Genomic DNA, 22,032 nt, shown 5'->3' with positions numbered 1-22,032 from the left:
TACGGAGGTCAGTGCTCCAGGGCCTCGGAAGGTGCCGAAGTGACAAGTTCGGTGAGGACTCCGTGACAGTCCTTCGGGTGCAGGAAGGTGATGCGCGAGCCCATGGAGCCGATCCGGGGCTCTTCGTAGAGCACCCGTACGCCCTTGTCCTTGACGGCCGCGGCGTCGCCGTCCACGTCCGCGGTGCCGAAGGCGATGTGGTGGACGCCCTCGCCGTTCTTGGCCAGCCACTTGCCCACCGCGGAGTCGTCGCGGGTCGGCTCCAGGAGCTGGAGGTAGGAGGCGCCTCCGTCGTCGGTCTCGTTGATCTTGAGCATGGCCTCGCGCACGCCCTGCTCCTCGTTGACCTCGGTGTGGAACACCTCGAATCCGTACGTCGCGCGGTAGAACTCGACGGTCCTGTCGAGGTCGAAACAGGCGATCCCGATGTGATCGATTCGCGTCAGCATGGTTCAAGTGCAGCGCTTCATGCGGTGATTACGCAACGTGCGCGCGATCACACCTGCCGCACGGTGACGGCGGGGGTACTGCTCAGTACATTCAGATAAACCCTCGTTAACTCCTCTCCTCCCAAGGGGTCGTCGCACATGGCAGGAACGACCGGCACCACCTCAGTGATCGTCTCGGGCGCTCGCACGCCCATGGGCCGCCTCCTCGGCTCGCTGAAGTCCTTCTCGGGTGCGGACCTGGGGGGCTTCGCGATCAAGGCCGCGCTGGACCGCGCGGGCATCGGAGGCGACCAGGTCCAGTACGTGATCATGGGTCAGGTGCTCACCGCCGGGGCAGGGCAGATCCCGGCGCGCCAGGCCGCCGTCAAGGCGGGCATCCCCATGAACGTTCCCGCGCTCACCATCAACAAGGTGTGTCTCTCGGGCCTCGACTCCATCGCCCTCGCCGACCAGCTGATCCGCGCCGGCGAGTTCGACGTCGTGGTGGCCGGCGGTCAGGAGTCGATGACCAACGCCCCGCACCTGCTCCCCAAGTCCCGCGAGGGCCACAAGTACGGCGCGATCGAGATGATCGACTCGATGGCGTACGACGGCCTGACCGACTCCTTCGACGGCATCGCCATGGGCGAGTCCACGGAGAAGCACAACACCCGCCTCGGCATCCGCCGCCCCGAGCAGGACGAGGTGGGCGCCCTCTCCCACCAGCGCGCCGCCGCCGCCCGGAAGAACGGCCTGTTCGAGGCCGAGATCACCCCGGTCGAGATCCCGCAGCGCAAGGGCGACCCGGTCCTCTTCTCCCAGGACGAGGGCATCCGCCCGGAGACCACCGTCGAGTCGCTCGGCAAGCTGCGCCCCGCCTTCGGCAAGGAGGGCACGATCACCGCGGGCACGTCCTCGCAGATCTCCGACGGCGCGGCCGCGGTCGTCGTCATGTCCAAGGCCAAGGCCGAGGAGCTGGGCCTCGCCTGGATCGCGGAGATCGGCGCGCACGGCAACGTGGCCGGGCCGGACAGCTCGCTGCAGTCGCAGCCGTCGAACGCGATCCAGCACGCCCTGAAGAAGGAGGGTTTGGCGGTCTCCGACCTCGATCTGATCGAGATCAACGAAGCCTTCGCGGCCGTCGCCGTGCAGTCAATGAAGGACCTCGGCGTGTCCTCGGAAAGGGTGAACGTCAACGGCGGCGCCATCGCCCTCGGTCACCCGATCGGGATGTCCGGCGCGCGCCTCGTGCTGCACCTCGCCCTGGAGCTCAGGCGGCGCGGCGGCGGCGTGGGCGCGGCCGCGCTGTGCGGTGGCGGTGGCCAGGGCGACGCCCTGATCGTCAAGGTGGCCAAGGCCTAGCCTCCGGCCGGCCGTGAGTCGTACGTAGCGAACGGAGCTGTGATGCAGGACGTCCCCTCCCTGGTGGCGCAGGCCCGCGAGGGCAGGCCGCGGGCCGTGGCCCGGCTCATCTCACTGGTCGAGGGGGCGTCGCCGCAGCTGCGGGAAGTGATGGCGGCGCTGGCGCCGCTCGCCGGCAACGCGTACGTGGTGGGGCTCACCGGCTCGCCCGGTGTCGGCAAGTCGACATCGACGTCGGCGCTGGTGAGCGCCTACCGCAGGACCGGCAAGCGGGTCGGCGTGCTCGCCGTCGACCCGTCGTCCCCCTTCTCCGGGGGCGCGCTCCTCGGCGACCGGGTGCGGATGTCGGACCACGCGTCCGACCCCGGCGTCTACATCCGCTCCATGGCGACCCGCGGCCACCTGGGCGGGCTCGCCTGGGCGGCTCCGCAGGCCATCCGGGTCCTGGACGCCGCGGGGTGCGACGTGATCCTCGTGGAGACCGTCGGCGTCGGACAGTCCGAGGTGGAGATCGCCTCGCAGGCCGACACCTCCGTCGTCCTGCTGGCCCCCGGCATGGGCGACGGCATCCAGGCGGCGAAGGCCGGAATCCTGGAGATCGGCGACGTGTACGTCGTCAACAAGGCGGACCGCGACGGCGCCGACGCGACCGCCCGCGAGCTGAACCACATGCTGGGCCTCGGCGAGTCCCGCGGCCCCGGCGACTGGCGGCCGCCCATCGTCAAGACGGTCGCGGCGCGCGGTGAGGGCGTCGACGAGGTCGTCGAGGCGCTGGAGAAGCACCGGGCGTGGATGGAGGAGCGGGGGGTCCTCGGCGAGCGCCGGGTCGCCCGCGCCTCCCGCGAGGTCGAGACGATCGCGGTCACGGCCCTGCGCGAACGGATCGGGTCGCTCCACGGCGATCTGCGTCTCTCCGCGCTCGCGGAGCGGATCGTGGCGGGGGAGCTCGATCCGTACACGGCCGCGGACGAACTGGTCGAAGGGCTCACGGAGGGCTGACGCACCGGTGACGCACGTCCGCGGACGGCCCGGACCTCAGGTCCGGGCCGTCCGCGCAGGTGGGGGCTGTATCAGTCGTCGGAGCCGTCGTCGTCGTGGTCCTGACCGTCGTGGTCGTCGTGGTCCTTGCCGTCGTGGCCGTCGTCGTGGGTGTCCGTGCGGTCGGCCGTGACCTTGCCGGTCTTCAGGTCGACGTCGTACTCGGACTCGGCGCCCCTGGCGCCGGTCGTCTCCACGTTCCAGGCGGTCGCCGTGCCGTCGTCGTCCAGGTCCACGGAGGTCACGGTGCCCTTGTCGGCGCCGGCCTTCGCGGCGTCCGCGGCGCTGACGGACGCGCCCTTCAGGGCGGCGTTCACGCGGGCGGCGTCGGCGGCGTCCTCCTTGGCGTCGTCCTTGTCGGACTTGTCGACCCAGGAGCCGAGGACCTTGCCCGTGCCCGGGTCGACCTCGACGTTGTGCCAGGTCTTGCCGTCCAGGACGTCGACGTCCCAGACCAGGCCGCCGTCCTCGTCGTCGAGCTCGGCGGAGACCGCGGTGCCGGAGGTGTCCGCGAGGGCGGCCTCGATGGCGTCGGCGGCGGTCACCTTGGCGGCCTTGGCCTCGGCGGTGTTCTCGGCGGCGTCGCCCCGGTCGTCGGAGTCGTTGTCGCGGTCGTGGTCCTTCAGCCGGACGCTCGACTTGCTCGCGGCGCCGTCGTCGTCACCGCCGACCGCGAAGGCGGTCGCGGTGCCGCCTCCGATCAGGGCCGCGGCGGCGACGGTGGCGATGACGATGTTGCGCTTCATGAGGGTCCTCCCGAGAAGTGGGCGGTGTGGGCGGCGGCCGGGGGCCGCTGCCGTTCGCTTTCGACACGGACCAATCTGGCCGAGCGACCCTGAACGCACGCTGAAGCGGCCTGAAGAACTCTTCAGCTTCCCTCTGCCACCCTGAACGCATGCGCCTGTTGATCGTGGAAGACGAAAAGCGGCTTGCCCTGTCGCTGTCCAAGGGCCTGACCGCCGAGGGCTACGCCGTCGACGTCGTCCACGACGGCGTCGACGGCCTGCACCGCGCGAGCGAGGGCACGTACGACCTGGTCGTCCTCGACATCATGCTGCCCGGCATGAACGGCTACCGCGTCTGCTCCACGCTGCGTGCCGCGGGACACGACGTGCCGATCCTGATGCTCACCGCCAAGGACGGCGAGTACGACGAGGCGGAGGGGCTCGACACGGGCGCCGACGACTACCTCACCAAGCCGTTCTCGTACGTCGTCCTCGTCGCCCGCGTGAAGGCGCTGCTGCGCCGCCGCGGCTCCGCGGGCCCCTCCCCGGTCCATACGCTCGGCGACCTCAAGGTCGACACGGCCGCCCGCCGGGTCTTCCGCGGCGAGGACGAAGTCACCCTCACCGCGAAGGAGTTCGCGGTCCTGGAGCAGCTGGTGCTGCGGTCCGGCGAGGTCGTCTCCAAGGGCGACATCCTGGACCACGTCTGGGACTTCGCGTACGAGGGCGACCCCAACATCGTCGAGGTGTACGTCAGCACGCTGCGGCGCAAGCTCGGCGCGGCCCTCATCACGACCGTGCGCGGCGCCGGTTACCGCCTGGAGGCCCCGCGATGAGGAAGCCCCGGAAGCTCTTCGGCTCGGTCCGCGCCAGGGCCACGCTGGGCGCGAGTCTGGTCGTCGCCCTCGCCCTCCTCGCCGCGGGCGCCGCCGTGCTGCTCTCGCTGCGGGCCAACCTCACCGACCAGGCGGACTCCCGCGCCGACTCCGCCGCGCGCAAGGTCGCCTCCCAGCTCGTCGCGGGCCGGCCGTACGACGATCTCGACCTGCCGGACGACGAGGACGCGCCCGTCCAAGTCGTCGACGACAAGGGCAGGCTGGTGGCGGCCGGCGACGACCTGCAGAAGATCAGCGGCACCGGTGTCGACGCCGTCAAGCCCGTAGCCGCCCCGCCCGCCCCGGCCTCCGGGAAGGGGCACGGGGGCGGGGGCGAGGACGAGAAGGCGGAAGCGGGGGACAGCGGCGACGACGAGCCCGGCGAGAGCGGCGACGAGCTCGGTGAGGTCGACGACGAGACCACGTACACCGACGGCACCGCCACCGTCGACGGCGAGAGCGGTGACTTCCGGTTCGCCGCGGTCGAGGTGAGCACCGAGGCCCGGGGCGATCTCACCGTCTACGCGGGCGGCTCGCTCTCCAGTCGGCAGAGCGCGGTCTCCACGGCGCTGACGTCCATGCTGATCGGCTTCCCGCTGCTCCTCGCGGTCGTCGCGGGCGTCACCTGGCTGGTGACACGGCGCGCCCTGCGCCCGGTGGCCGCGATCACCGAGGAGATGGCCGCGATCACCGCGTCGGAGGACCTGGCGCGCCGGGTGCCCGAGCCGGACACGCACGACGAGATCGCCGGCCTCGCCCGCACCACGAACGAGACGCTCTCCGCGCTGCAGACCTCCGTGGAGCGCCAGCGCCGGTTCGTCGCGGACGCCTCGCACGAGCTGCGCAGTCCCATCGCCAGCCTGCGCACCCAGCTCGAAGTGGGCGCGGCGCACCCGGAGTTGCTGGACGTCGACGGCGCCGTGGAGGACACCGTGCGGCTCCAGGAGCTCGCCGCGGACCTGCTGCTGCTGGCCCGCCTGGACGCGGGCGAGAAGCCGGGCGGCGCCCCGGTCGACCTGGCGGCCCTCGCACGGGAGGAGCTCTCGCAGCGCACCCGGGACCGCGTCGAGGTGCACGCGGACCTGACGAGCTGCGAAGTCACCGGATCGCGCGCCCAGTTGGCGCGGGTGCTCGGCAACCTCGTGAACAACGCCCAGCGGCACGCGCGCTCCCGCGTCACGGTCAGCACCCGGAGCGACGGCGCCTGGGCCGTCCTGGAGGTGGCGGACGACGGCAGCGGTGTGCCGGCGGACGAACGGGAGCGGATCTTCGAGCGGTTCGTACGGCTCGACGACGCGCGGACCCGCGACGAGGGCGGGGCCGGTCTCGGCCTCGCCATCGCGCGGGACGTCGCGGTGCGGCACGGCGGCACCCTGGTGGTGCGTGCGGCGCCGTCCGGTGGTGCGCTCTTCGAACTCCGGCTGCCCAGCCCTCAGTCGTCGGCGGAATGAGGGACGTCGCGGCCGGTGCCCGCGGTGCGGGTCAGGGCTTGCCGCGCTGGGAGCGCAGGTGCTCCGCGATCGGGGTCAGGGCCTTGCGCAGGTCCTCGAGGGCCTCGGGGGTGACGAGGTCGACGAAGTGCCGCCGCACGGAGGCGACATGGTGCGGCGCCACCTTCTGCATGGTCTCCATCCCCTCGTCGGTGAGGACGGTGTAGAGGCCCCGGCGGTCGGACTCGCAGTTCTCACGGCGCACCAGGCCCGCGTTCTCCATGCGGGTGATCTGGTGGGACAGCCGGCTCTTGGACTGCAGGGTGGCGGCGGCGAGATCGCTCATACGCATCCGCAGCTCGTCCGATTCGGAGAGATACACGAGAATGTCGTAGTCGTTCATGGTCAGGTTGAACGGCTGAAGGTCCTTTTCGAGCTGATACGTCAGCATCCGGTTGACCTCCACGTGGGTGCGCCAGGCGCACTGTTCCTCGTCGGTCAGCCACTGCGGGGCCGTCTCGGTCTCCATGGAATCGATTCTACCTAAGAAGTTGAAAGGTGAACGAATGGTGGGATGTGACACGCCTCGCACTCCCGCCTAGCGGAGGGGTACAGGCGTTCGCCGTCACACTCCGCAGACTACCGCTCACAGCCCGAAGCGACGCTGGAGGTCCCCCAGTTGTCCGGGAAGGCGCGGTACCCCCGGCTGCTGACCCGGTTGCCCCGGACTGCCCTGTCCGCCGGGTACGCCCGCCTGGTTCGGCACCTCTCCCGCTGCCCGCTCGGGCATCAGCGCCTCGGACGACTGGAGCAGCACCGTGCCGGCGCCCACGAACTCGAATTGGTGCTCCTCGCCCGACGAGCCGCCGACGCCGGTCAGCGCGCGCACGCCTCCGATCACGCCCGTGAGGTATCCGTGGTCGTAGTGATGGCAGGGGGAGGGGCAGTCGGCCCAGCCCACGAGGGCCTGTGGATCGACGCGGACGGGGGGTTCCATGAAGACCACCGGGCCGTTCGACGCGGCGACGAACTTGCCCGTCCCGATGAGGGTCAGAAAGCCCGGAACGATCGACTGCTTCAACGAGAGAGTTGGCTGAAAAGCGAGGAGGTTGCCGGAGCGAATGGTCAGGTTGCCCTCGTCCAAGTCATACGAATTCACGTCGAAGGCCCGGTCGGCGAGGAGCATCTTGCCCTGGCCGTCCGCCACCACCCAGTCGCTTGCGTGCAGCGGCGAATGAAAACTGGAGCGGACGAGACGGTCCAGGCGGCCGTGCCCGATGCCGTTGAAGTCGATCCGCCCGTAGTAGGCGATCATCTTTCCCTTCTGCAGGAACCACTGGCTTCCCTTGAGCTCCACGCAGAAGGTGTACGGGTTGACGTTGTCGTCGCTCGGCAGCGTCAGGGGGTCGAAGACGGCGGGCGCCCCCGCGGGGGTCGAGACGTTGGGGTTCACAGCTTCTCCTCCGAAGCCTGGACGTACACCGCGCCGCTGCCCGAGAGCTCCAGCTGGAAGGCCTCCCCGGAGCCGCGGCCCACCATGTCGCGCCAGCCGAGCGCCGTGGAGAGCTTGTTGCGCACGTCGCCGTGGTGCGCCACATAGGCCTGCGGGTCCACGTGCACGGGGCGCTGGGGGGTGATCGGCACCTCGATGACGCCGCCGTGCGCCATGACGGCGACCGCGCCGTGGCCCTTCAGGGTCGTGGTGAACAGGCCCTGGCCGCTGACCTGGCCGCGCACCATGCCCATCACGCCGCCCTGGGAGCCCAGGAACATGGTGCCCTGCTGAAGGGTGCCGTCGAAGGCGAGCAGGCGGTCCGCCTCCACGTAGAGCGTGTCTCCGGAGAGGGCGATCACCTGGATGTGGTGGCCGCCGTGCCCGAAGAGGACGGTGCCCCTGCCCTCGACGGTCATCAGGGGGGTGGCCTCGCCGGCGACCCGGCGGCCGATCATGGAGGCGAGGCCGCCCTGACCGCCCTGGAGGTTGGGGGTGAAGGAGACGTCCCCCTTGTAGGCGAGCATGGCGCCGCGCTGGCTGAAGATCCTGACGCCCGGCTCCACCGCGGCCTCGACCATCTTCGAGTTGATCTCCCGGAACGGCATCTCAGACGTCCCCCGCGATCGTCGCGCGCTCACTGGGCTGTACGTAGACCAGGCCGTCGCCCTCGAAGCGGATCTGGAAGGCCTCGCCGCCGCCCTCGCCCAGGAAGGTGCGGAAGGTGACGCCGGACTGGAAGCTCTGGTGGACGTCGCCCTGGTGCGCGATGTAGGCCCCCGGGTCCACCATCAGCGGATACTCACGGGAGACGCGGAGGACCACCGCGGGCCCGTCGGAGACGATCGCGGCCTGGCCGGTGCCCTCGACGGTCGTCGTGAACAGGCCGTTCCCCTGACTCGCGCCGCGCAGGCCGGTGAAGGTGGTGCCGGTGCGCAGCCCGGCGTCGGTGCACAGCAGATTGCTCGCCTCGACGTGCAGCTTCTCGCCCTGCAGGCGCACCAGATTGATCTCGGTGGCGCGGTCGGCGAACCAGCAGGTGCCGTGCCCCTTCACCTCCATGACCGTCATCTGCTCACCGGTGACGCGGCGGGTCACCATGCCGCGGATCCCCTCACCGCCGCCGGTCATCTTCTTGAAGGCCATCTGGCCGTCGTACGCGACCATCGAGCCGTTCTTCGCCTTCACGGTGTCGCCGGTCATGTCGACCGCGAGCACTCTGCTCCCCTGGAGCCGAAAGGTAGCCACGAAACGACGGTAGCCGTCGCGTACCCACCCAGAACAGGGTGAAGGGCCCTGAGCGAACCCGGAGAAGACCCCGATGTCACAATGGGAGTCGCTTGTGCGTCCGTTCACAAGATCGGCCGCCGAGCCCCGCACCCCTCCCGCCGCCCCACCCACCGAAGGTGACCCGTGGACATCAAGACCGCCTCCGCCCTCCGCCGCCTCCGCCTGGTCTCCGTGCCGGAGGGCATCTCGTGGATCGTGCTGCTGGTCTGCACGATCATCAAGTACACGGTCGCCGAGGGCTTCAACGCGGCGCCGGTGCTCGGGCCGATCCACGGCGTGCTCTTCATCCTGTACGTGATCTTCTGGCTGGACGCCTGGAACCGTACGAAGTGGGACGCGAAGACGGGCGTCCTCTACTTCGCGTTCTCGATCATCCCCGGCGGCGGGTTCATGGCCGAGCGCAAGCTGAAGCGTGAGGCCGAGGCCGCCGTCATCGCGTCGCGCGCCCGCAAGGAAGGCGTGGTGAACGCATGATCGTCGCCTTCTCCGTGACCCCGCTGGGGGTCGGTGAGGACGTCGGCGAGTACGTCGCCGACGCGGTCCGCGTCGTCCGCGAATCGGGTCTGCCGCACCGGACCGACGCCATGTTCACCTCCGTCGAGGGGGAGTGGGACGAGGTGATGGACGTCGTGAAGCGCGCCGTCGCCGTGGTCGAGGCGCGGGCGCCGCGCGTCTCCGTCGTCATGAAGGCGGACATCCGCCCCGGGGTGACGGACGGTCTCACCTCCAAGGTGGAGACGGTGGAGCGCCACCTCTCCGCGTAGCCGCTCTCCCGCCGGTACTCGAAGAGCCCCCGCCCTGCACAGGGCGGGGGCTCTTTCGTGCCCTCTGGCTTGAGCGACTGCTCAAACAGCTGTACCTTCCCTGTTGAGCGGTCGCTCAAAAAGGTTCTGACGTGGGGGTTTGTCGTGGGTCTGTACATCGAGACGCGGATACGCGCCGATCTCGACGCGCTCTGGGCGCGCACCCAGGAGCCCGACCGGCACCAACGCTGGGACCTGCGCTTCACCGAGATCGACTACCTCCCGCGCGAGGAGGGGCAGCCCCAGCGCTTCCGGTACGCCACGCGCGTGCTGCCGTTCCTCACGGTCGCCGGCACCGGCGTCTCGGCGGGCGAGAAGCGCCGCGCGGACGGCACCATGACCTCCGCCCTGCGCTTCTCCTCCCCGCACCCGCTCTCCCTCCTGGAAGAGGGCAGCGGCTACTGGCGCTACGTACCGACCGAGGACGGCACCGGAGTCCGCTTCCTCACCGGCTACGACTACCGCCCCCGCTGGGGCCGGGCAGGGAAGATCGCCGACCGCGCGCTCTTCCGGCCCCTGATGGGCTGGGCCACCGCCTGGTCCTTCGACCGCCTGCGGCTCTGGCTGGAGCGGGGCATCACGCCCGAACGGGCCCTGTGGCACGCGGTCGCCGAGACCGCGGCCCGGGTCCTGTGCGTGGTGGCCGCGGTGCTCCTCGCCCCCATGACCGCCCTCGCCACCGCGGCCCTGATGCTGTTCCTGCCGCCGCTGCCCACGACCCCGGCGGCCCGCCGCTGTCTGCGCACCCCACCGGCACGCGCGCGTGCGCCGCGCCTTCTCGCCACCCTCGCCCCGGCCGGGGAGCGGCGCTCATGACGCGGCACGCATCGATCTTCCGCACCGCGATGGGCGCCGACTTCGAACGGCTGCACCCGCAGCTCCGGCGGCGCTTCTCCGTCGGCCTGGCGAGCGGCGAGGCGTGCACGGGCCGGGGCGTGATGGACCGCATCTGGCACGGCGGGCACTTCGTGAGGCCCTTCCTCGCGCTCGGCGGCACCCGCAACATCCTCGTGCCGCGCGAGGGCAGGAACGTCCCCTTCGTGATCGAGAACGTGCCGTACACCGACACCTACGGCCGTGAGACGGTGACCTTCGTGCGCACCTTCGACCTGCCCGGCGGCCCCCGCCGCTTCGACGCCCAGATGGTCCTCGGCCCCCGGGGCGACCGCGTGCTCGACTACCTCGGCACGCATCAGCACCTCGCCAGCGACCTGCACTTCCGCGCGCAGCCCGACGGCTCGCTGCTGATCCGCTCCGGGGAGCACCGGTTCCGCGAGGGCCCGGTGGACTGCCGGGTCCCCGAGGTGATCGGCGGCGACGCGGAGGTGCGGGAGTCCTTCGACGACGAGACGGGCCGCTTCCGCATCCGGGTGCGCGTCGTGAACCGCCGCTTCGGGCCGCTCTTCGGCTACGAGGGCTCCTTCACGGCGACGTACGGCGACGTCCGGGCGTGCGGGGTGCGGCCCGGGCTGCGGCCGGTGCGCGAGGAGGCGCGGGCGTGAGCGCGGCCAAGGACCCGGCCAAGAGCGCGGAGACCCGCGCCAAGCTCCTGGAGGGCGCGCTGCGGACGCTCACGGAGCAGGGCATCGCCAAGGCGTCGGCCCGCAACATCGCGGCGGCCGCCGGGGTCAACCAGGCGCTGGTCTTCTACCACTTCGGCTCCGTCGACGACCTGCTGGCCGCGGCGTGCCGGCACGGTACGGAGCAGCGGGTCTCCCTGTACCGGGAGCGCCTCGCGGAGATCGGCTCCCTCTCCGAGCTCCTCGCCTTCGGGCGGGAGATGCACGAGGCGGAGCGCGCGGCGGGGCACGTCGCCGTGCTCGGCCAGCTGCTCGCCGGCGCGCAGACGCAGCCGCGGCTCGCGGCGGCGACGGCGGCGGGGCTCGCGCTCTGGATCGAGGAGATCGAACAGGTCCTGACCCGTGTCCTGTCCGCGTCGCCGCTCGCCGAGTTCGTCGACCCCGTGGGGCTCGCGCGGGCGGTGGGGGCGTCCTTCGTGGGCATGGAGCTGTACGAGGGGGTCGACCCGGAGGGTACGGCGCGGGCCCTGGACTCCTTGGAGCAGTTGTCGGTCCTCGTGACGGCGGTCGAGGACCTGGGGCCGCTGGCCCAGCGGGCGGTTCGTCACCGGTTGCGTCGTACGCGCGCCTGAGGGTCTCCCGTCCGCCCACCCGTTTGCCCCGCGACGCGGGGCAGGAGGAGGTACGGGTGGGCGGGTGTGCCCCCCAGCGTCCCCCGTTCACACCCCCCAACCCCCCGCAACCCCGCCAAAACCCCCCACCGTAAAACCCCTCGCACGGGCGAACTCCGTTCGACACGCCGGTGAAAGTCCACTTTTGTGTGGGTATCGGCTCGTTCGATCACCAGAACCTGGAGGGCGCTGTGCGGCAGCCGGAGGGCTACGACTACGAGACCCACAGCACGCTCGCCGGCCCGCTCACGGAGCCGGACGGCGAGGACGCGACAGGCGAGGGGAAGCGGGGTGCCGGGCCCTACCGGGTCCAGTACCGGTCCCTGCTGTCCGGTGAACCGCACCGAATACGCGCCGTCCTCCTGATGAGCCTGGCCCCGGTGCTCACCGGCCTGCTGCTCGTCTACCTCGTCTGGCCCACCCACTGGACCGAACGCGAAGGCGCCGACCGCTGGCTGATAGGCCTGGACGTCACGATGCTCGTGGCGATCGGACTGATCGAGCTCTTCATGCTCGTGAACGTCGTCTCCATCGCCCACGCCACAATGGTCGCGAGGGACCCGGTCCCCGTGTACCCCGAGGCCGGCACCCGCGTCGCCTTCCTCACCACGTACGTGCCCGGCAAGGAACCCCTCTCGATGGTCCGGGCCACCCTGGAGGGCGCCGTCCGCGTCCACCACCCCGGCCCCCTGGACGTCTGGCTCCTGGACGAGGGCAACACCCCCGAGGCCAAGGCCCTCTGCGAGGAGCTCGGCGTGAAGCACTTCACGCGCTTCGGGATCGAGGAGTGGAACCGCAAGAAGGGCCCGCACAAGGCCCGCACCAAGCACGGCAACTACAACGCCTGGCTGGCGCTGTACCACCGCGAGTACGACTTCTTCGCCTCGGTCGACACCGACCACGTCCCGCTCCCCAACTTCCTGGAGCGGATGATGGGTTACTTCCGTGACCCGGACGTCGCGTTCGTCGTCGGGCCGCAGGTCTACGGGAACTACACGACGCCGGTCACCAAGGCCGCCGAGTCCCAGCAGTTCCTCTTCCACGCGCTGATCCAGCGCGCCGGCAACCGCTACCGCGCCCCCATGTTCGTGGGCACGAACAACGTCGTCCGCATCAGCGCGCTGACCCAGGTCGGCGGCCTGCACGACTCGATCACCGAGGACATGGCGACCGGCTTCGAGCTGCACCGCCACCGCAACCCCGGCACCGGGCGGCACTGGCGCTCGGTCTACACGCCGGACGTGCTGGCCGTCGGCGAGGGCCCGGCCTCCTGGACGGACTTCTTCACCCAGCAGCTGCGCTGGTCGCGCGGCACCTACGAGACGCTGTTCAAGCAGTACTGGAAGGCGCCGTTCACGATGCCGCCGGGACGGCTCTTCTCGTACACGCTGATGCTCGTCTACTACCCCATGACGGCCGTCAACTGGCTGCTCGGGATCCTCAGTTGTGTGCTGTTCCTGTGGTTCGGCGCCAGCGGCACCCAGGTCGCCGCGTCCGTCTGGCTGATGCTCTACAGCGACGCCGCGGCCCTCCAGATCGGGCTCTACCTCTGGAACCGCCGGCACAACGTCTCCCCGCACGAGCCGGAAGGCTCCGGCGGTCTGGCGGGCATGGCGATGTCGGCGCTCTCCGCGCCCATCTACGCCAAGTCGCTCGGCGCGGCCCTCGTGCGCCGCCCCAGCCGTTTCGTGGTGACCCCCAAGGGTGGCGACGCGAGTCCGGACCGTCTGATGACCTTCCGCATCCACCTCTTCTGGGCGGTGCTGCTCGCCGGTTCGCTGGCCGCCTCCTTCGTGCTCGGCCACACCCACGCGGCGATGCGCACCTGGGCGGTCCTCGCGATGGTCATCTCGCTCGCGCCGGTCTCGATCTGGGCGTTCGGCCTCGCCAAGGAGCGCAGGGCGGCCCGGCTGGAGCAGCGGGAGCGGGCGCCGCGGCCGGCCCCGCTCGGCGAGGAAGTGGAGGGCGAGCCGGAGCCGGCGTTCGCCACCGGCACGACGACAGGAGGGAACTGAGCCATGGCCTACCGCCCCTCGAAGCGGACCAGGAAGACACTGTTCGGAGTCGGCGCGGGCGCCCTGCTCGTGGGACTGAACGCGCCCGCCGCGCTCTCCTTCGCCGAGGAGCAGTACTACGAGTACAAGATCTCCCAGCCCGGCTACAAGGCGCGGTACGGCTCCTGGAAGCAGACCGACATCCCCAAGGAGTTCCGTACCAACGCCATCCACGCGGCGCTGCTGCACACCGGCAAGGTGCTGATCGTCGCCGGTTCCGGGAACGAGCAGAAGAAGTTCGACGCCGGGTCGTTCGACACCATCCTGTGGGACCCGAAGAAGGACACCTTCAAGAAGATCCCGACCCCGGAGGACTTCTTCTGCTCCGGGCACGCCCAACTCCCCGACGGGCGGCTGCTGGTGGCGGGCGGCACCGCGCGCTACGAACTGCTCGACGGCGAGGTGGACCGGGCCGGCGGCGGCATGCGGGTGAAGAACGAGAACCCCGACAAGCCGGTGGTCCTGAAGAAGGGCACCAAGTTCCGCTCGCCGTCCGGGATCGAGTACGTCAGCAAGTTCGACGTCAAGGTCCCCAAGGCCAAACGGGACTTCGAGATCACGTACTCCAAGTCCGGGGTGATGCAGCCCTGGAAGACCAAGGTCAAGGCGAGCGAGACGCGCGTCTTCGTGGAGGCGGTCCAGGCCGGCGAGCAGTCGGTCACCGAGAAGTCGGCGCAGTACGAGATCGAGGGTCTGACCGGCGACGAGGCGGACAACACCTACGGCATCGCCGAGAAGATCGACATGGAGAAGCAGGACTTCCAGGGGATCAAGGCGGCGTACGAGTTCGACCCGAAGGCCGAGCGGTACATCCCCGTCGACCCGATGAAGAAGGCCCGCTGGTACCCGACCCTGGTCGGCCTGGAGGACGGCAAGGTGCTCGCGGTCTCCGGCCTCGACGACGTGGGCGTCATCGACCCGGGCGACAACGAGATCTACGATCCGAAGACGAAGAAGTGGACGGACGGTCCCAAGCGGTACTTCCCGACCTACCCGGCGCTCTTCCTCACCAAGGGCGGCAAGCTCTTCTACCCGGCGTCGAACGCCGGTTACGGGCCGGCCGACAAGGGCCGCGAGCCGGGCCTGTGGGACCCGGACACCAACACCTTCCAGAAGGTCCCCGGCCTGGAGGACACGGACCAGACCGAGACGTCCGCGTCCGTGCTGCTGCCGCCCGCGCAGGACCAGAAGGTCATGATCATGGGCGGCGGGGGAGTGGGCGAGTCGGACAAGGCGACGCCCCGCACGGCCGTGATCGACCTCAAGGAGGAGAACCCGTCCTTCAAGACGGGCCCCGAACTCCCGCAGGGCACCCGGTACCTGAACAGCGTCCTGATGCCGGACGACTCGGTCTTCACGTCCAACGGCTCGGGCGACTACCGGGGCCGCAGCGCCAGCAACATCCTCAAGGCGCAGTTCTACGACCCCAAGACCAACACCTTCCAGGAGGCCGCCGCGCCCAAGGTGGGCCGCAACTACCACTCCGAGGCGCTGCTCCTGCCCGACGGCCGGGTCGCCACGTTCGGCTCCGACCCGCTCTACGACAACGAGCAGAACACCAAGCTCGGCCACTTCGAGCAGCGCATGGAGATCTTCACGCCGCCCTCCCTGCACAAGGGCGGCGCGACCCGGCCGGTGCTCGGCGCGGGCCCGGAGCAGCTGGCGCCGGACGGCCGCGCCACGTTCCGCACCGACCACCCCGAGAAGATCGCCTCGGCCCGCCTGATGCGGCCGAGCGCGGTGACCCACACCACCGATGTCGAGCAGCGTTCGATCGCCCTGGAGGTCCACAAGGGCCGGGGCGCGGTGACGGTGGACGTGCCGCGCGGCGACGCGGCGCTGGTGCCGCCCGGCTGGTACATGCTCTTCGTGACGGACACCGACGGCACGTCGTCCGAGGCGAAGTGGATCCACGTCGGCGCGAAGGGCTGACGGGCACCCCGGGGCCCTCGGCGGCCGGGCTCAGGACTGCTTCGCGTTGCGGGCCAGGCCGAGCGCGTAGTCGGGCCACCACTGCCCCGCCGCCGGGCCGCCCCGGCACGGGCCGTCCGAGTCCCCGGGACGCTTGATCCACAGGACGGCGTCGAGCAGCGGCTCCCCGGTGCGGTCGGTCGGCGGGGTGCCGAGGCCGCGGCCCGGCGGGTTGCACCACGCGTCCTGCCGGTCGCCGACCAGGGGGCCGCGGCCGTTGCGGCTGGTGTCCATGACGAAGTGCTTGCCGTCGACGGTGGCCGACAGCGTACGGCCGTACCTCTTGGTCGTCGCGTCGCTCTGGAAGTTGGAGACGTTCAGCGAGAAGCCGTCGGCCTGCGCGACGCCCGCCCTGCGCAGCGGTTCGGTGAGCTTGTGCGCGTCGTCGATCCAGCCGGGGTTGCCCGCGTCGAGGTAGACCTTCACCCGCGGCTGCCGCTTGAGCCGCTGGATCGCCTCGGAGAGCAGCTGGTAGCGGTCGGCGTGGTACGCGGCCGGGGTGCAGCCGTCGGCGATGTGCGGGATCGCGTCGGGCTCCAGGACGACGAGCGCGGGGGCGTCGCCGATCGCGTCGGCGAAGGTGTTCAGCCAGTCCCGGTACTGCTCGGAGCTGCCGGCGCCGCCCGCGGAGTGCTGCCCGCAGTCCCGGTGCGGGATGTTGTACGCGACGAGCACTGCGGTGCGGCCGTCCCTCGCCGCGCCCCGGGTCGCCTCCTGGATGTCGGGCGTCGGATCGTCGCCGGCCGGCCAGATGGCCAGCGGCTGCTCGGAGATGCGCCGGAGCACCGCGGCGTCCCGGGTGCGCCCCTGCTGTTCCCACTGCTCGACCTGGCGGGCGGCGGCGCTGTCGGGGTCGACCCAGAAGGTGCCGGGCGCCGCGGCGGAGGCGGAGGCGGGGCCACGCCCGGCCGATGTCTCCTTCGTGCCGGAGCCGGAGTCCGAGGAGCAGCCCGCCGTGAGGCCGAGGGCGGTGAGGGCCGCGAGTGAGGTGAGTGTGCGGAGCAGCCGGTGCATCCAGCCCCCTTGGGCGGTGGTGACAGTGACGGTCAGTCGGCCCGGCAATCGTTACATAAAGGACTAATCAAGCTCTTGTGCCACACCGCCCCCGGTGCTGAGCGCGGTACCGAGCGGCGTGCACTCGTAGATCACCCGGTGCCCGTACCGGCGTGACACCAGGAGCCCGGCGTCCCGCAGTGCCGCCAGGTGCGCCGACACCGACGACGGCGCCAGCCCGAGCCGCTCCGCGAGGCCCGATGTGGTGTCCGGGGTGGCGAGCGCGGTCAGGACCGCCGCCCGGCCGCGGCCGAGGAGCCGGACGAGCGTGGCGGGCGTACGGGTCGCCGGCTCTGCCCACAGCCCCGCGATGCCCCGCACCGGATACGCCACCGTCGGCTGCCAGGGCGGGTCGTGGCCGCTCACCACGTCCGGCCAGGAGAAGACGCTCGGAATCAGCACGAGACCCTGCCCCGACAGATCCCGCACGTGCTCGCCGCGCCACTCCACGGTGAGCGTGCCGGCGTCCCACGACAGGCGCCGGTCCAGCTCGGGCAGCAGACCGCCGAGGCCGACCTCGGCGAGCCGCCGCGAGTGGTGGGCGACGTCGGCCTCCAGGAGCGCGCGCAGCCGTGGCCAGACCGGCTCGACCAGCGTGTGCCAGGCGGTCTCCAGGGCGTCCGCGAGCTCCCGGACGGCGCTCGCCGGATCGGCCAGCAGGGCCCGGCCCTTCGGCGAGGCGGCGGCGCCCGGGGTGCAGGCGAGCGCCCGCGCCATCTCCTCCTCCGCCGCCGCGGGGTCGGCCGCGCGGACGCCCGCGATCTCCTGCTCGAAGCGGGCGGCGGGGCCGATCGGGGGCGGCCCGAGGAAGTCCGGGGAATGCCCGCGCCGGGGCATCAGGAGCCACAGCGCGTCGAGGTCGATCGCCCGGCTCGCCTCGCGGATCCCGCGCAGCCACTGCGGGTGGTAGGCGTGGCGCTCGGGGCGCTTGAGGGTACGGACGGCCTCCTGCGTCTCCCACAGCGGTGACACCGCGAACCGGCAGCGCAGCAGGTCGTCCTGACCGAAGTGCAGATGGAACGGCACGCGAACCCCTCCCCGGGCACCGACGCGGCCCTGGCCTCCGGCCTCCCGGCGACGCGTCCCCGGCCGCCGAAGATTCGTCCGGGGCCGAAACTCTAGGGCAGCGCGCGCCCCCGCGTGAGGCTGCGGCCATGGCTCCAGAACCGCCCCCGCCCACGGCACGGTCCGCCGGCTACCTCCGCGTCCTCGCCGTGGCCGAGTTCCGCGCCGTCTTCGTCGCGCACGCGTTCTCGCTGCTCGGCGTCGTCGTCAGCGAGATCGCACTGACCGTCCTCGTCTACGGACTGACCGGATCGCCGCTGCTCAGCGCGCTCACCTTCGCCCTCGGCATGCTTCCGTACCTGGTCGGCGGCGCGCTGCTGGCCGGGATCGCCGACCGGTATCCGCCGCGGCGGGTGCTCGTCCTGTGCGACGCGGTGTGCGCCGGCTGCGCGGGTCTGATGGCGCTGCCCGCGACCCCCGTCGCCGGGCTGCTCGCGCTGCGCTGCGCCCTCGCCCTCGTCGCGCCCGTGTTCAACGGCACCCGGATGGCGACCCTCACCGACATCCTCGGCGACGGCGACCTGTTCGTGCTCGGGCGCTCGCTGCTGCGGATCGTCTCGCAGAGCGCGCTCCTGGCCGGGTTCGGCCTCGGCGGCGTGCTCCTCACCCTGGTGTCCCCGAGGGGCGCCCTCGTCGTCACGCTCTGCACGTTCGTCCTCTCGGCGCTGGTGCTGCGGTGCGGGACGCGGCGGCGGCCCGCGCGTGCCCGCGGCGGCGGGGCGCTCGTGCGGTACTCGCTGGGCGGCGCCCGGCAGGTGCTCGGCGACCGGCGGGTGCGGGCCCTGCTGCTGCTCTTCTGGGTGCCGCCCATGTTCCTGGTCGCCCCGGAGGCGCTCGCTGCCCCCTACGCGGACGAGATCGGCATCGGAGCCGGCGGTGTCGGACTGCTCATGTGTGCCCTGCCGGTGGGCACGGTCGCCGGCGAGCTCTGGGCCGGCTCGGTGCTGTCCGCCGCGGCGCGGGCCCGTATCGTCCTGCCGCTGGCCTCGCTCACGCTGGTGCCGCTGACCGTGTACGCGGCCACGCCCGGCGTGGTCCCCGCGCTGGCGGCGCTCGCGCTCGCCGGGGCCGGTTCGGCGTACACCTTGGGCCTGGACCGGTGGTTCGTCGAGGCCGTGCCCGAGGAGTTGCGCGGGCGCGCGATGACGGTGCAGGCGGCGGGGCTCATGACGATCCAGGGCGTCGGCATGGCGCTCGCGGGTCTGGCGGCCGAGTTCGGCGCGGTGAGCACGGTCGTCGCGGGCGCCGGGGCCATCGGCACCCTCTGCTGTCTCCTGCTGGCGCTGGAGGTGCGGCGCACGCGGGGCCCGGGGGAGCGGCCCCCAAGCCGTACGGAGGACACAGGGGAACGTACGCCCGAATTGCGAGACGGGGCTGACCAGCATGTGACCGACGGGTAAGGTCGATGGCGTGCCGAAGCCGCTCAGCCTCCCCTTCGATCCCATCGCCCGCGCCGACGAGCTCTGGAAGCAGCGCTGGGGATCGGTCCCGGCCATGGGCGCGATCACCTCGATCATGCGCGCGCACCAGATCCTCCTCGCCGAGGTCGACGCGGTCGTCAAGCCGTACGGCCTGACCTTCGCGCGGTACGAGGCGCTGGTGCTGCTCACCTTCTCGAAGGCCGGCGAGCTGCCGATGTCGAAGATCGGCGAGCGGCTCATGGTGCACCCGACCTCGGTCACCAACACGGTGGACCGGCTGGTCAGGTCCGGCCTGGTCGACAAGCGCCCGAACCCCAACGACGGCCGCGGCACGCTCGCCTCCATCACCGAGAAGGGCCGCGAGGTCGTCGAGGCCGCCACGCGCGAGCTGATGGCGATGGACTTCGGGCTCGGGGTGTACGACGCGGAGGAGTGCGCGGAGATCTTCGCGATGCTCCGGCCGCTGCGGGTCGCGGCGGAGGACTTCGAGGAGCAGTAGGAGCGCCGGGGTCGGCGAAGATCGCGCAAAACGGGCGGTTACGCTCGGAGGCATGAAATCCAGCGTGCTGACCCGCTACCGGGTGATGGCCTACGTCACCGCCGTGATGCTGCTCGTGCTGTGCGCGTGCATGATCTTCAAGTACGGCTTCGACAAGGGCGAGGGTCTGACGCTCGTCGTGTCGCAGATCCACGGCGTGCTGTACATCATCTACCTGATCTTCGCCTTCGACCTGGGCTCCAAGGCGAAGTGGCCGTTCGGCAAGCTTCTGTGGGTGCTGATCTCCGGCACGATCCCGACCGCCGCGTTCTTCGTCGAGCGCAAGGTCGTCCGCGAGGTGCAGCCGCTCATCGCCGACGGCACCCCGGTCACCGCCAAGGCGTAGCCGCACCGCCACGGACAGGTCCGTGGCGGTCAGCCATCGACATTTACTAGGACGTCCAAGTAAATTCGAAGGCATGGACGCTGACGCGATCGAGGAGGGCCGCCGCCGCTGGCAGGCCCGTTACGACAAGGCCCGCAAGCGTGACGCGGACTTCACCACGCTCTCCGGGGACCCGGTCGACCCCGTCTACGGGCCCCGGCCCGGCGACACCTACGACGGGTTCGAGCGGATCGGCTGGCCCGGCGAGTACCCCTATACGCGCGGGCTGCATCCCACCGGCTACCGCGGCCGGACCTGGACCATCCGCCAGTTCGCGGGCTTCGGCAACGCCGAGCAGACGAACGAGCGCTACAAGATGATCCTGGCCAACGGCGGCGGCGGCCTCTCCGTCGCCTTCGACATGCCGACCCTCATGGGCCGCGACTCCGACGACCCGCGCTCGCTCGGCGAGGTCGGGCACTGCGGCGTCGCCATCGACTCCGCCGCCGACATGGAGGTCCTCTTCAAGGACATCCCGCTCGGCGACGTCACGACGTCGATGACGATCAGCGGTCCCGCCGTCCCCGTCTTCTGCATGTACCTCGTCGCGGCAGAACGCCAGGGCGTCGACCCCGCCGTCCTCAACGGCACGCTGCAGACCGACATCTTCAAGGAGTACATCGCGCAGAAGGAGTGGCTCTTCCAGCCCGAGCCGCATCTGCGCCTCATCGGCGACCTGATGGAGCACTGCGCGCGCGACATCCCCGCGTACAAGCCGCTCTCGGTCTCCGGCTACCACATCCGCGAGGCCGGGGCGACGGCCGCGCAGGAGCTCGCGTACACCCTCGCGGACGGCTTCGGCTACGTGGAGCTCGGCCTCTCCCGCGGCATGGACGTCGACGTCTTCGCGCCGGGCCTCTCCTTCTTCTTCGACGCGCACGTCGACTTCTTCGAGGAGATCGCCAAGTTCCGCGCGGCCCGCAGGATCTGGGCCCGCTGGATGCGCGAGGTGTACGGGGCGAAGACCGACAAGGCGCAGTGGCTCCGTTTCCACACGCAGACGGCGGGTGTCTCGCTGACGGCCCAGCAGCCGTACAACAACGTGGTCCGCACGGCCGTCGAGGCCCTCGCCGCGGTGCTGGGCGGCACCAACTCCCTGCACACCAACGCCCTCGACGAGACCCTCGCGCTGCCCAGCGAGCAGGCCGCCGAGATCGCACTGCGCACCCAGCAGGTGCTGATGGAGGAGACCGGCGTCGCCAACGTCGCCGACCCGCTCGGCGGCTCCTGGTTCATCGAGCAGCTCACCGACCGCATCGAGGCCGACGCGGAGAAGATCTTCGAGCAGATCAAGGAGCGGGGCCGGCGGGCCTGCCCCGACGGCCAGCACCCGATCGGCCCGATCACCTCGGGCATCCTCCGCGGCATCGAGGACGGCTGGTTCACCGGCGAGATCGCCGAGTCCGCCTTCCAGTACCAGCGGTCCCTGGAGAAGGGCGACAAGCGGGTCGTCGGCGTCAACTGCCACGAGGGTTCCGTCACCGGTGACCTGGAGATCCTGCGGGTCAGCCACGAGGTCGAGCGGGAGCAGGTCCGGGATCTCGCGGGGCGCAAGGAGCGGCGGGACGAGGCGCGGGTGCGCGCGTCTCTGGCGGCCATGCTGGCGGCCGCGCGGGACGGCTCCAACATGATCGCCCCCATGCTGGAGGCGGTCCGCGCGGAGGCGACCCTGGGCGAGATCTGCGGGGTCCTCCGGGACGAGTGGGGCGTGTACGTGGAGCCTCCGGGGTTCTGACGGCTTTTCGCGCAGTTCCCCGCGCCCCTCAACCGCCCCTGCGGGGCGGGAACGCCCCTGCGGGGCGTCGCGCAGTTCCCCGCGCCCCTTAAAAGACCCCACCGGCGCCCTGGCTCGCCCCGGAGGGGCGCTCAGGGGCGCGGGGAACTGCGCGAGCAACCCCCACCCACCCGCGT

23 protein-coding genes are annotated in these 22,032 nt (G+C 71.2%); 15 read left to right on the top strand and 8 right to left on the bottom strand.

Going from position 1 to position 22,032, the window contains the following annotated elements; all coding sequences use genetic code 11:
* Positions 1-8: 8 nt before the first annotated feature.
* Positions 9-449, bottom strand: coding sequence for a methylmalonyl-CoA epimerase (gene mce, locus ACZ6B8_RS19180; RefSeq protein WP_471079690.1), 441 nt, complete (start codon positions 447-449; stop codon positions 9-11).
* A gap of 138 nt (positions 450-587) precedes the next feature.
* Here mce and ACZ6B8_RS19175 point away from each other — a divergent pair, with 138 nt between their 5' ends.
* Both ACZ6B8_RS19175 and meaB read left to right on the top strand, forming a co-directional pair.
* Positions 588-1,790 (top strand): acetyl-CoA C-acetyltransferase, encoded by a 1,203-nt coding sequence (locus ACZ6B8_RS19175; RefSeq protein ID WP_471079693.1) that lies wholly within the window; start codon positions 588-590, stop codon positions 1,788-1,790.
* 42 nt (positions 1,791-1,832) lie between these two features.
* The gene (gene meaB / locus ACZ6B8_RS19170; RefSeq protein ID WP_471079696.1) at positions 1,833-2,789 is read left to right on the top strand and encodes a methylmalonyl Co-A mutase-associated GTPase MeaB; all 957 of its coding nucleotides are present in this window, start codon (positions 1,833-1,835) and stop codon (positions 2,787-2,789) included.
* 71 nt (positions 2,790-2,860) lie between these two features.
* Here the strand turns inward: meaB and ACZ6B8_RS19165 are convergent, their stop codons facing one another.
* The gene (locus tag ACZ6B8_RS19165; RefSeq protein ID WP_471079699.1) at positions 2,861-3,574 is read right to left on the bottom strand and encodes a PepSY domain-containing protein; all 714 of its coding nucleotides are present in this window, start codon (positions 3,572-3,574) and stop codon (positions 2,861-2,863) included.
* A gap of 149 nt (positions 3,575-3,723) precedes the next feature.
* Between ACZ6B8_RS19165 and ACZ6B8_RS19160 the strand changes: the two genes are divergently transcribed.
* The gene (locus ACZ6B8_RS19160; RefSeq protein ID WP_471607967.1) at positions 3,724-4,389 is read left to right on the top strand and encodes a response regulator transcription factor; all 666 of its coding nucleotides are present in this window, start codon (positions 3,724-3,726) and stop codon (positions 4,387-4,389) included.
* The gene (locus ACZ6B8_RS19155) at positions 4,386-5,879 is read left to right on the top strand and encodes a sensor histidine kinase (protein WP_471607966.1); all 1,494 of its coding nucleotides are present in this window, start codon (positions 4,386-4,388) and stop codon (positions 5,877-5,879) included. Before ACZ6B8_RS19160 ends, ACZ6B8_RS19155 begins: the two co-directional genes overlap by 4 nt.
* A gap of 31 nt (positions 5,880-5,910) precedes the next feature.
* On the opposite strand, the gene ACZ6B8_RS19150 is transcribed toward ACZ6B8_RS19155, so the two are convergent.
* From ACZ6B8_RS19150 to ACZ6B8_RS19135, 4 genes are all read right to left on the bottom strand, one after another.
* Positions 5,911-6,387 carry a MarR family winged helix-turn-helix transcriptional regulator gene (locus tag ACZ6B8_RS19150; protein ID WP_471079708.1) on the bottom strand — a complete coding sequence of 159 codons (477 nt, stop codon included), beginning with the start codon at positions 6,385-6,387 and terminating at the stop codon, positions 5,911-5,913.
* A gap of 117 nt (positions 6,388-6,504) precedes the next feature.
* A complete protein-coding gene (locus tag ACZ6B8_RS19145; RefSeq protein ID WP_471607965.1) occupies positions 6,505-7,311 on the bottom strand; it encodes an AIM24 family protein in 807 nt (268 codons plus the stop codon).
* Positions 7,308-7,958, bottom strand: a complete 651-nt coding sequence (locus ACZ6B8_RS19140; protein ID WP_471079714.1) for an AIM24 family protein — start codon at positions 7,956-7,958, stop codon at positions 7,308-7,310. The genes ACZ6B8_RS19145 and ACZ6B8_RS19140 overlap by 4 nt, the downstream gene beginning before the upstream one ends.
* Before the next feature lies 1 nt (position 7,959).
* Entirely contained in the window at positions 7,960-8,598 is a 639-nt protein-coding gene (locus ACZ6B8_RS19135) for an AIM24 family protein (RefSeq protein WP_471079717.1), read from the bottom strand.
* A 165-nt stretch (positions 8,599-8,763) separates the two neighbouring features.
* On the opposite strand from ACZ6B8_RS19135, the gene ACZ6B8_RS19130 reads away from it, so the two are divergent.
* The 7 genes from ACZ6B8_RS19130 to glxA all read left to right on the top strand — a co-directional run bounded on the left by ACZ6B8_RS19130 (position 8,764) and on the right by glxA (position 15,620).
* Positions 8,764-9,114 (top strand): DUF3817 domain-containing protein, encoded by a 351-nt coding sequence (locus ACZ6B8_RS19130; RefSeq protein WP_358711779.1) that lies wholly within the window; start codon positions 8,764-8,766, stop codon positions 9,112-9,114.
* A complete protein-coding gene (locus ACZ6B8_RS19125; RefSeq protein ID WP_355802719.1) occupies positions 9,111-9,404 on the top strand; it encodes an MTH1187 family thiamine-binding protein in 294 nt (97 codons plus the stop codon). Before ACZ6B8_RS19130 ends, ACZ6B8_RS19125 begins: the two co-directional genes overlap by 4 nt.
* A gap of 144 nt (positions 9,405-9,548) precedes the next feature.
* Entirely contained in the window at positions 9,549-10,259 is a 711-nt protein-coding gene (locus ACZ6B8_RS19120) for a hypothetical protein (protein ID WP_471079721.1), read from the top strand.
* Positions 10,256-10,945 carry a DUF4166 domain-containing protein gene (locus tag ACZ6B8_RS19115; RefSeq protein ID WP_471079724.1) on the top strand — a complete coding sequence of 230 codons (690 nt, stop codon included), beginning with the start codon at positions 10,256-10,258 and terminating at the stop codon, positions 10,943-10,945. Before ACZ6B8_RS19120 ends, ACZ6B8_RS19115 begins: the two co-directional genes overlap by 4 nt.
* Positions 10,942-11,595, top strand: a complete 654-nt coding sequence (locus tag ACZ6B8_RS19110) for a TetR family transcriptional regulator (protein ID WP_471607964.1) — start codon at positions 10,942-10,944, stop codon at positions 11,593-11,595. Before ACZ6B8_RS19115 ends, ACZ6B8_RS19110 begins: the two co-directional genes overlap by 4 nt.
* Positions 11,596-11,825: 230 nt before the next feature.
* Positions 11,826-13,649, top strand: a complete 1,824-nt coding sequence (locus ACZ6B8_RS19105) for a glycosyltransferase family 2 protein (RefSeq protein WP_471079730.1) — start codon at positions 11,826-11,828, stop codon at positions 13,647-13,649.
* 3 nt (positions 13,650-13,652) lie between these two features.
* Positions 13,653-15,620 carry a radical copper oxidase GlxA gene (glxA, locus tag ACZ6B8_RS19100; RefSeq protein WP_471607963.1) on the top strand — a complete coding sequence of 656 codons (1,968 nt, stop codon included), beginning with the start codon at positions 13,653-13,655 and terminating at the stop codon, positions 15,618-15,620.
* Positions 15,621-15,650: 30 nt separating this feature from the next.
* Here the strand turns inward: glxA and ACZ6B8_RS19095 are convergent, their stop codons facing one another.
* On the bottom strand, positions 15,651-16,673 hold the full coding sequence (locus tag ACZ6B8_RS19095) for a glycoside hydrolase family 6 protein (RefSeq protein WP_471607962.1): 1,023 nt from the start codon (positions 16,671-16,673) through the stop codon (positions 15,651-15,653).
* 63 nt (positions 16,674-16,736) lie between these two features.
* Positions 16,737-17,738: an ArsR/SmtB family transcription factor gene (locus ACZ6B8_RS19090; protein ID WP_471607961.1), complete on the bottom strand. Its 1,002-nt coding sequence runs from the start codon at positions 17,736-17,738 to the stop codon at positions 16,737-16,739.
* Between the two features lie 128 nt (positions 17,739-17,866).
* On the opposite strand from ACZ6B8_RS19090, the gene ACZ6B8_RS19085 reads away from it, so the two are divergent.
* The 4 genes from ACZ6B8_RS19085 to ACZ6B8_RS19070 all read left to right on the top strand — a co-directional run bounded on the left by ACZ6B8_RS19085 (position 17,867) and on the right by ACZ6B8_RS19070 (position 21,856).
* Positions 17,867-19,177: an MFS transporter gene (locus ACZ6B8_RS19085; RefSeq protein ID WP_471079742.1), complete on the top strand. Its 1,311-nt coding sequence runs from the start codon at positions 17,867-17,869 to the stop codon at positions 19,175-19,177.
* Between the two features lie 10 nt (positions 19,178-19,187).
* Entirely contained in the window at positions 19,188-19,697 is a 510-nt protein-coding gene (locus ACZ6B8_RS19080; RefSeq protein WP_471079745.1) for a MarR family winged helix-turn-helix transcriptional regulator, read from the top strand.
* 52 nt (positions 19,698-19,749) lie between these two features.
* Positions 19,750-20,082: a DUF3817 domain-containing protein gene (locus ACZ6B8_RS19075; protein ID WP_358713685.1), complete on the top strand. Its 333-nt coding sequence runs from the start codon at positions 19,750-19,752 to the stop codon at positions 20,080-20,082.
* A 73-nt stretch (positions 20,083-20,155) separates the two neighbouring features.
* Positions 20,156-21,856 carry an acyl-CoA mutase large subunit family protein gene (locus ACZ6B8_RS19070; protein ID WP_471079749.1) on the top strand — a complete coding sequence of 567 codons (1,701 nt, stop codon included), beginning with the start codon at positions 20,156-20,158 and terminating at the stop codon, positions 21,854-21,856.
* Positions 21,857-22,032 lie beyond the last annotated feature (176 nt).

This window comes from Streptomyces sp. NPDC041122 (assembly GCF_055592445.1).
Note: the sequence above shows the minus strand (reverse complement) of the source record. Positions and strands in the feature narration are given on the sequence as shown.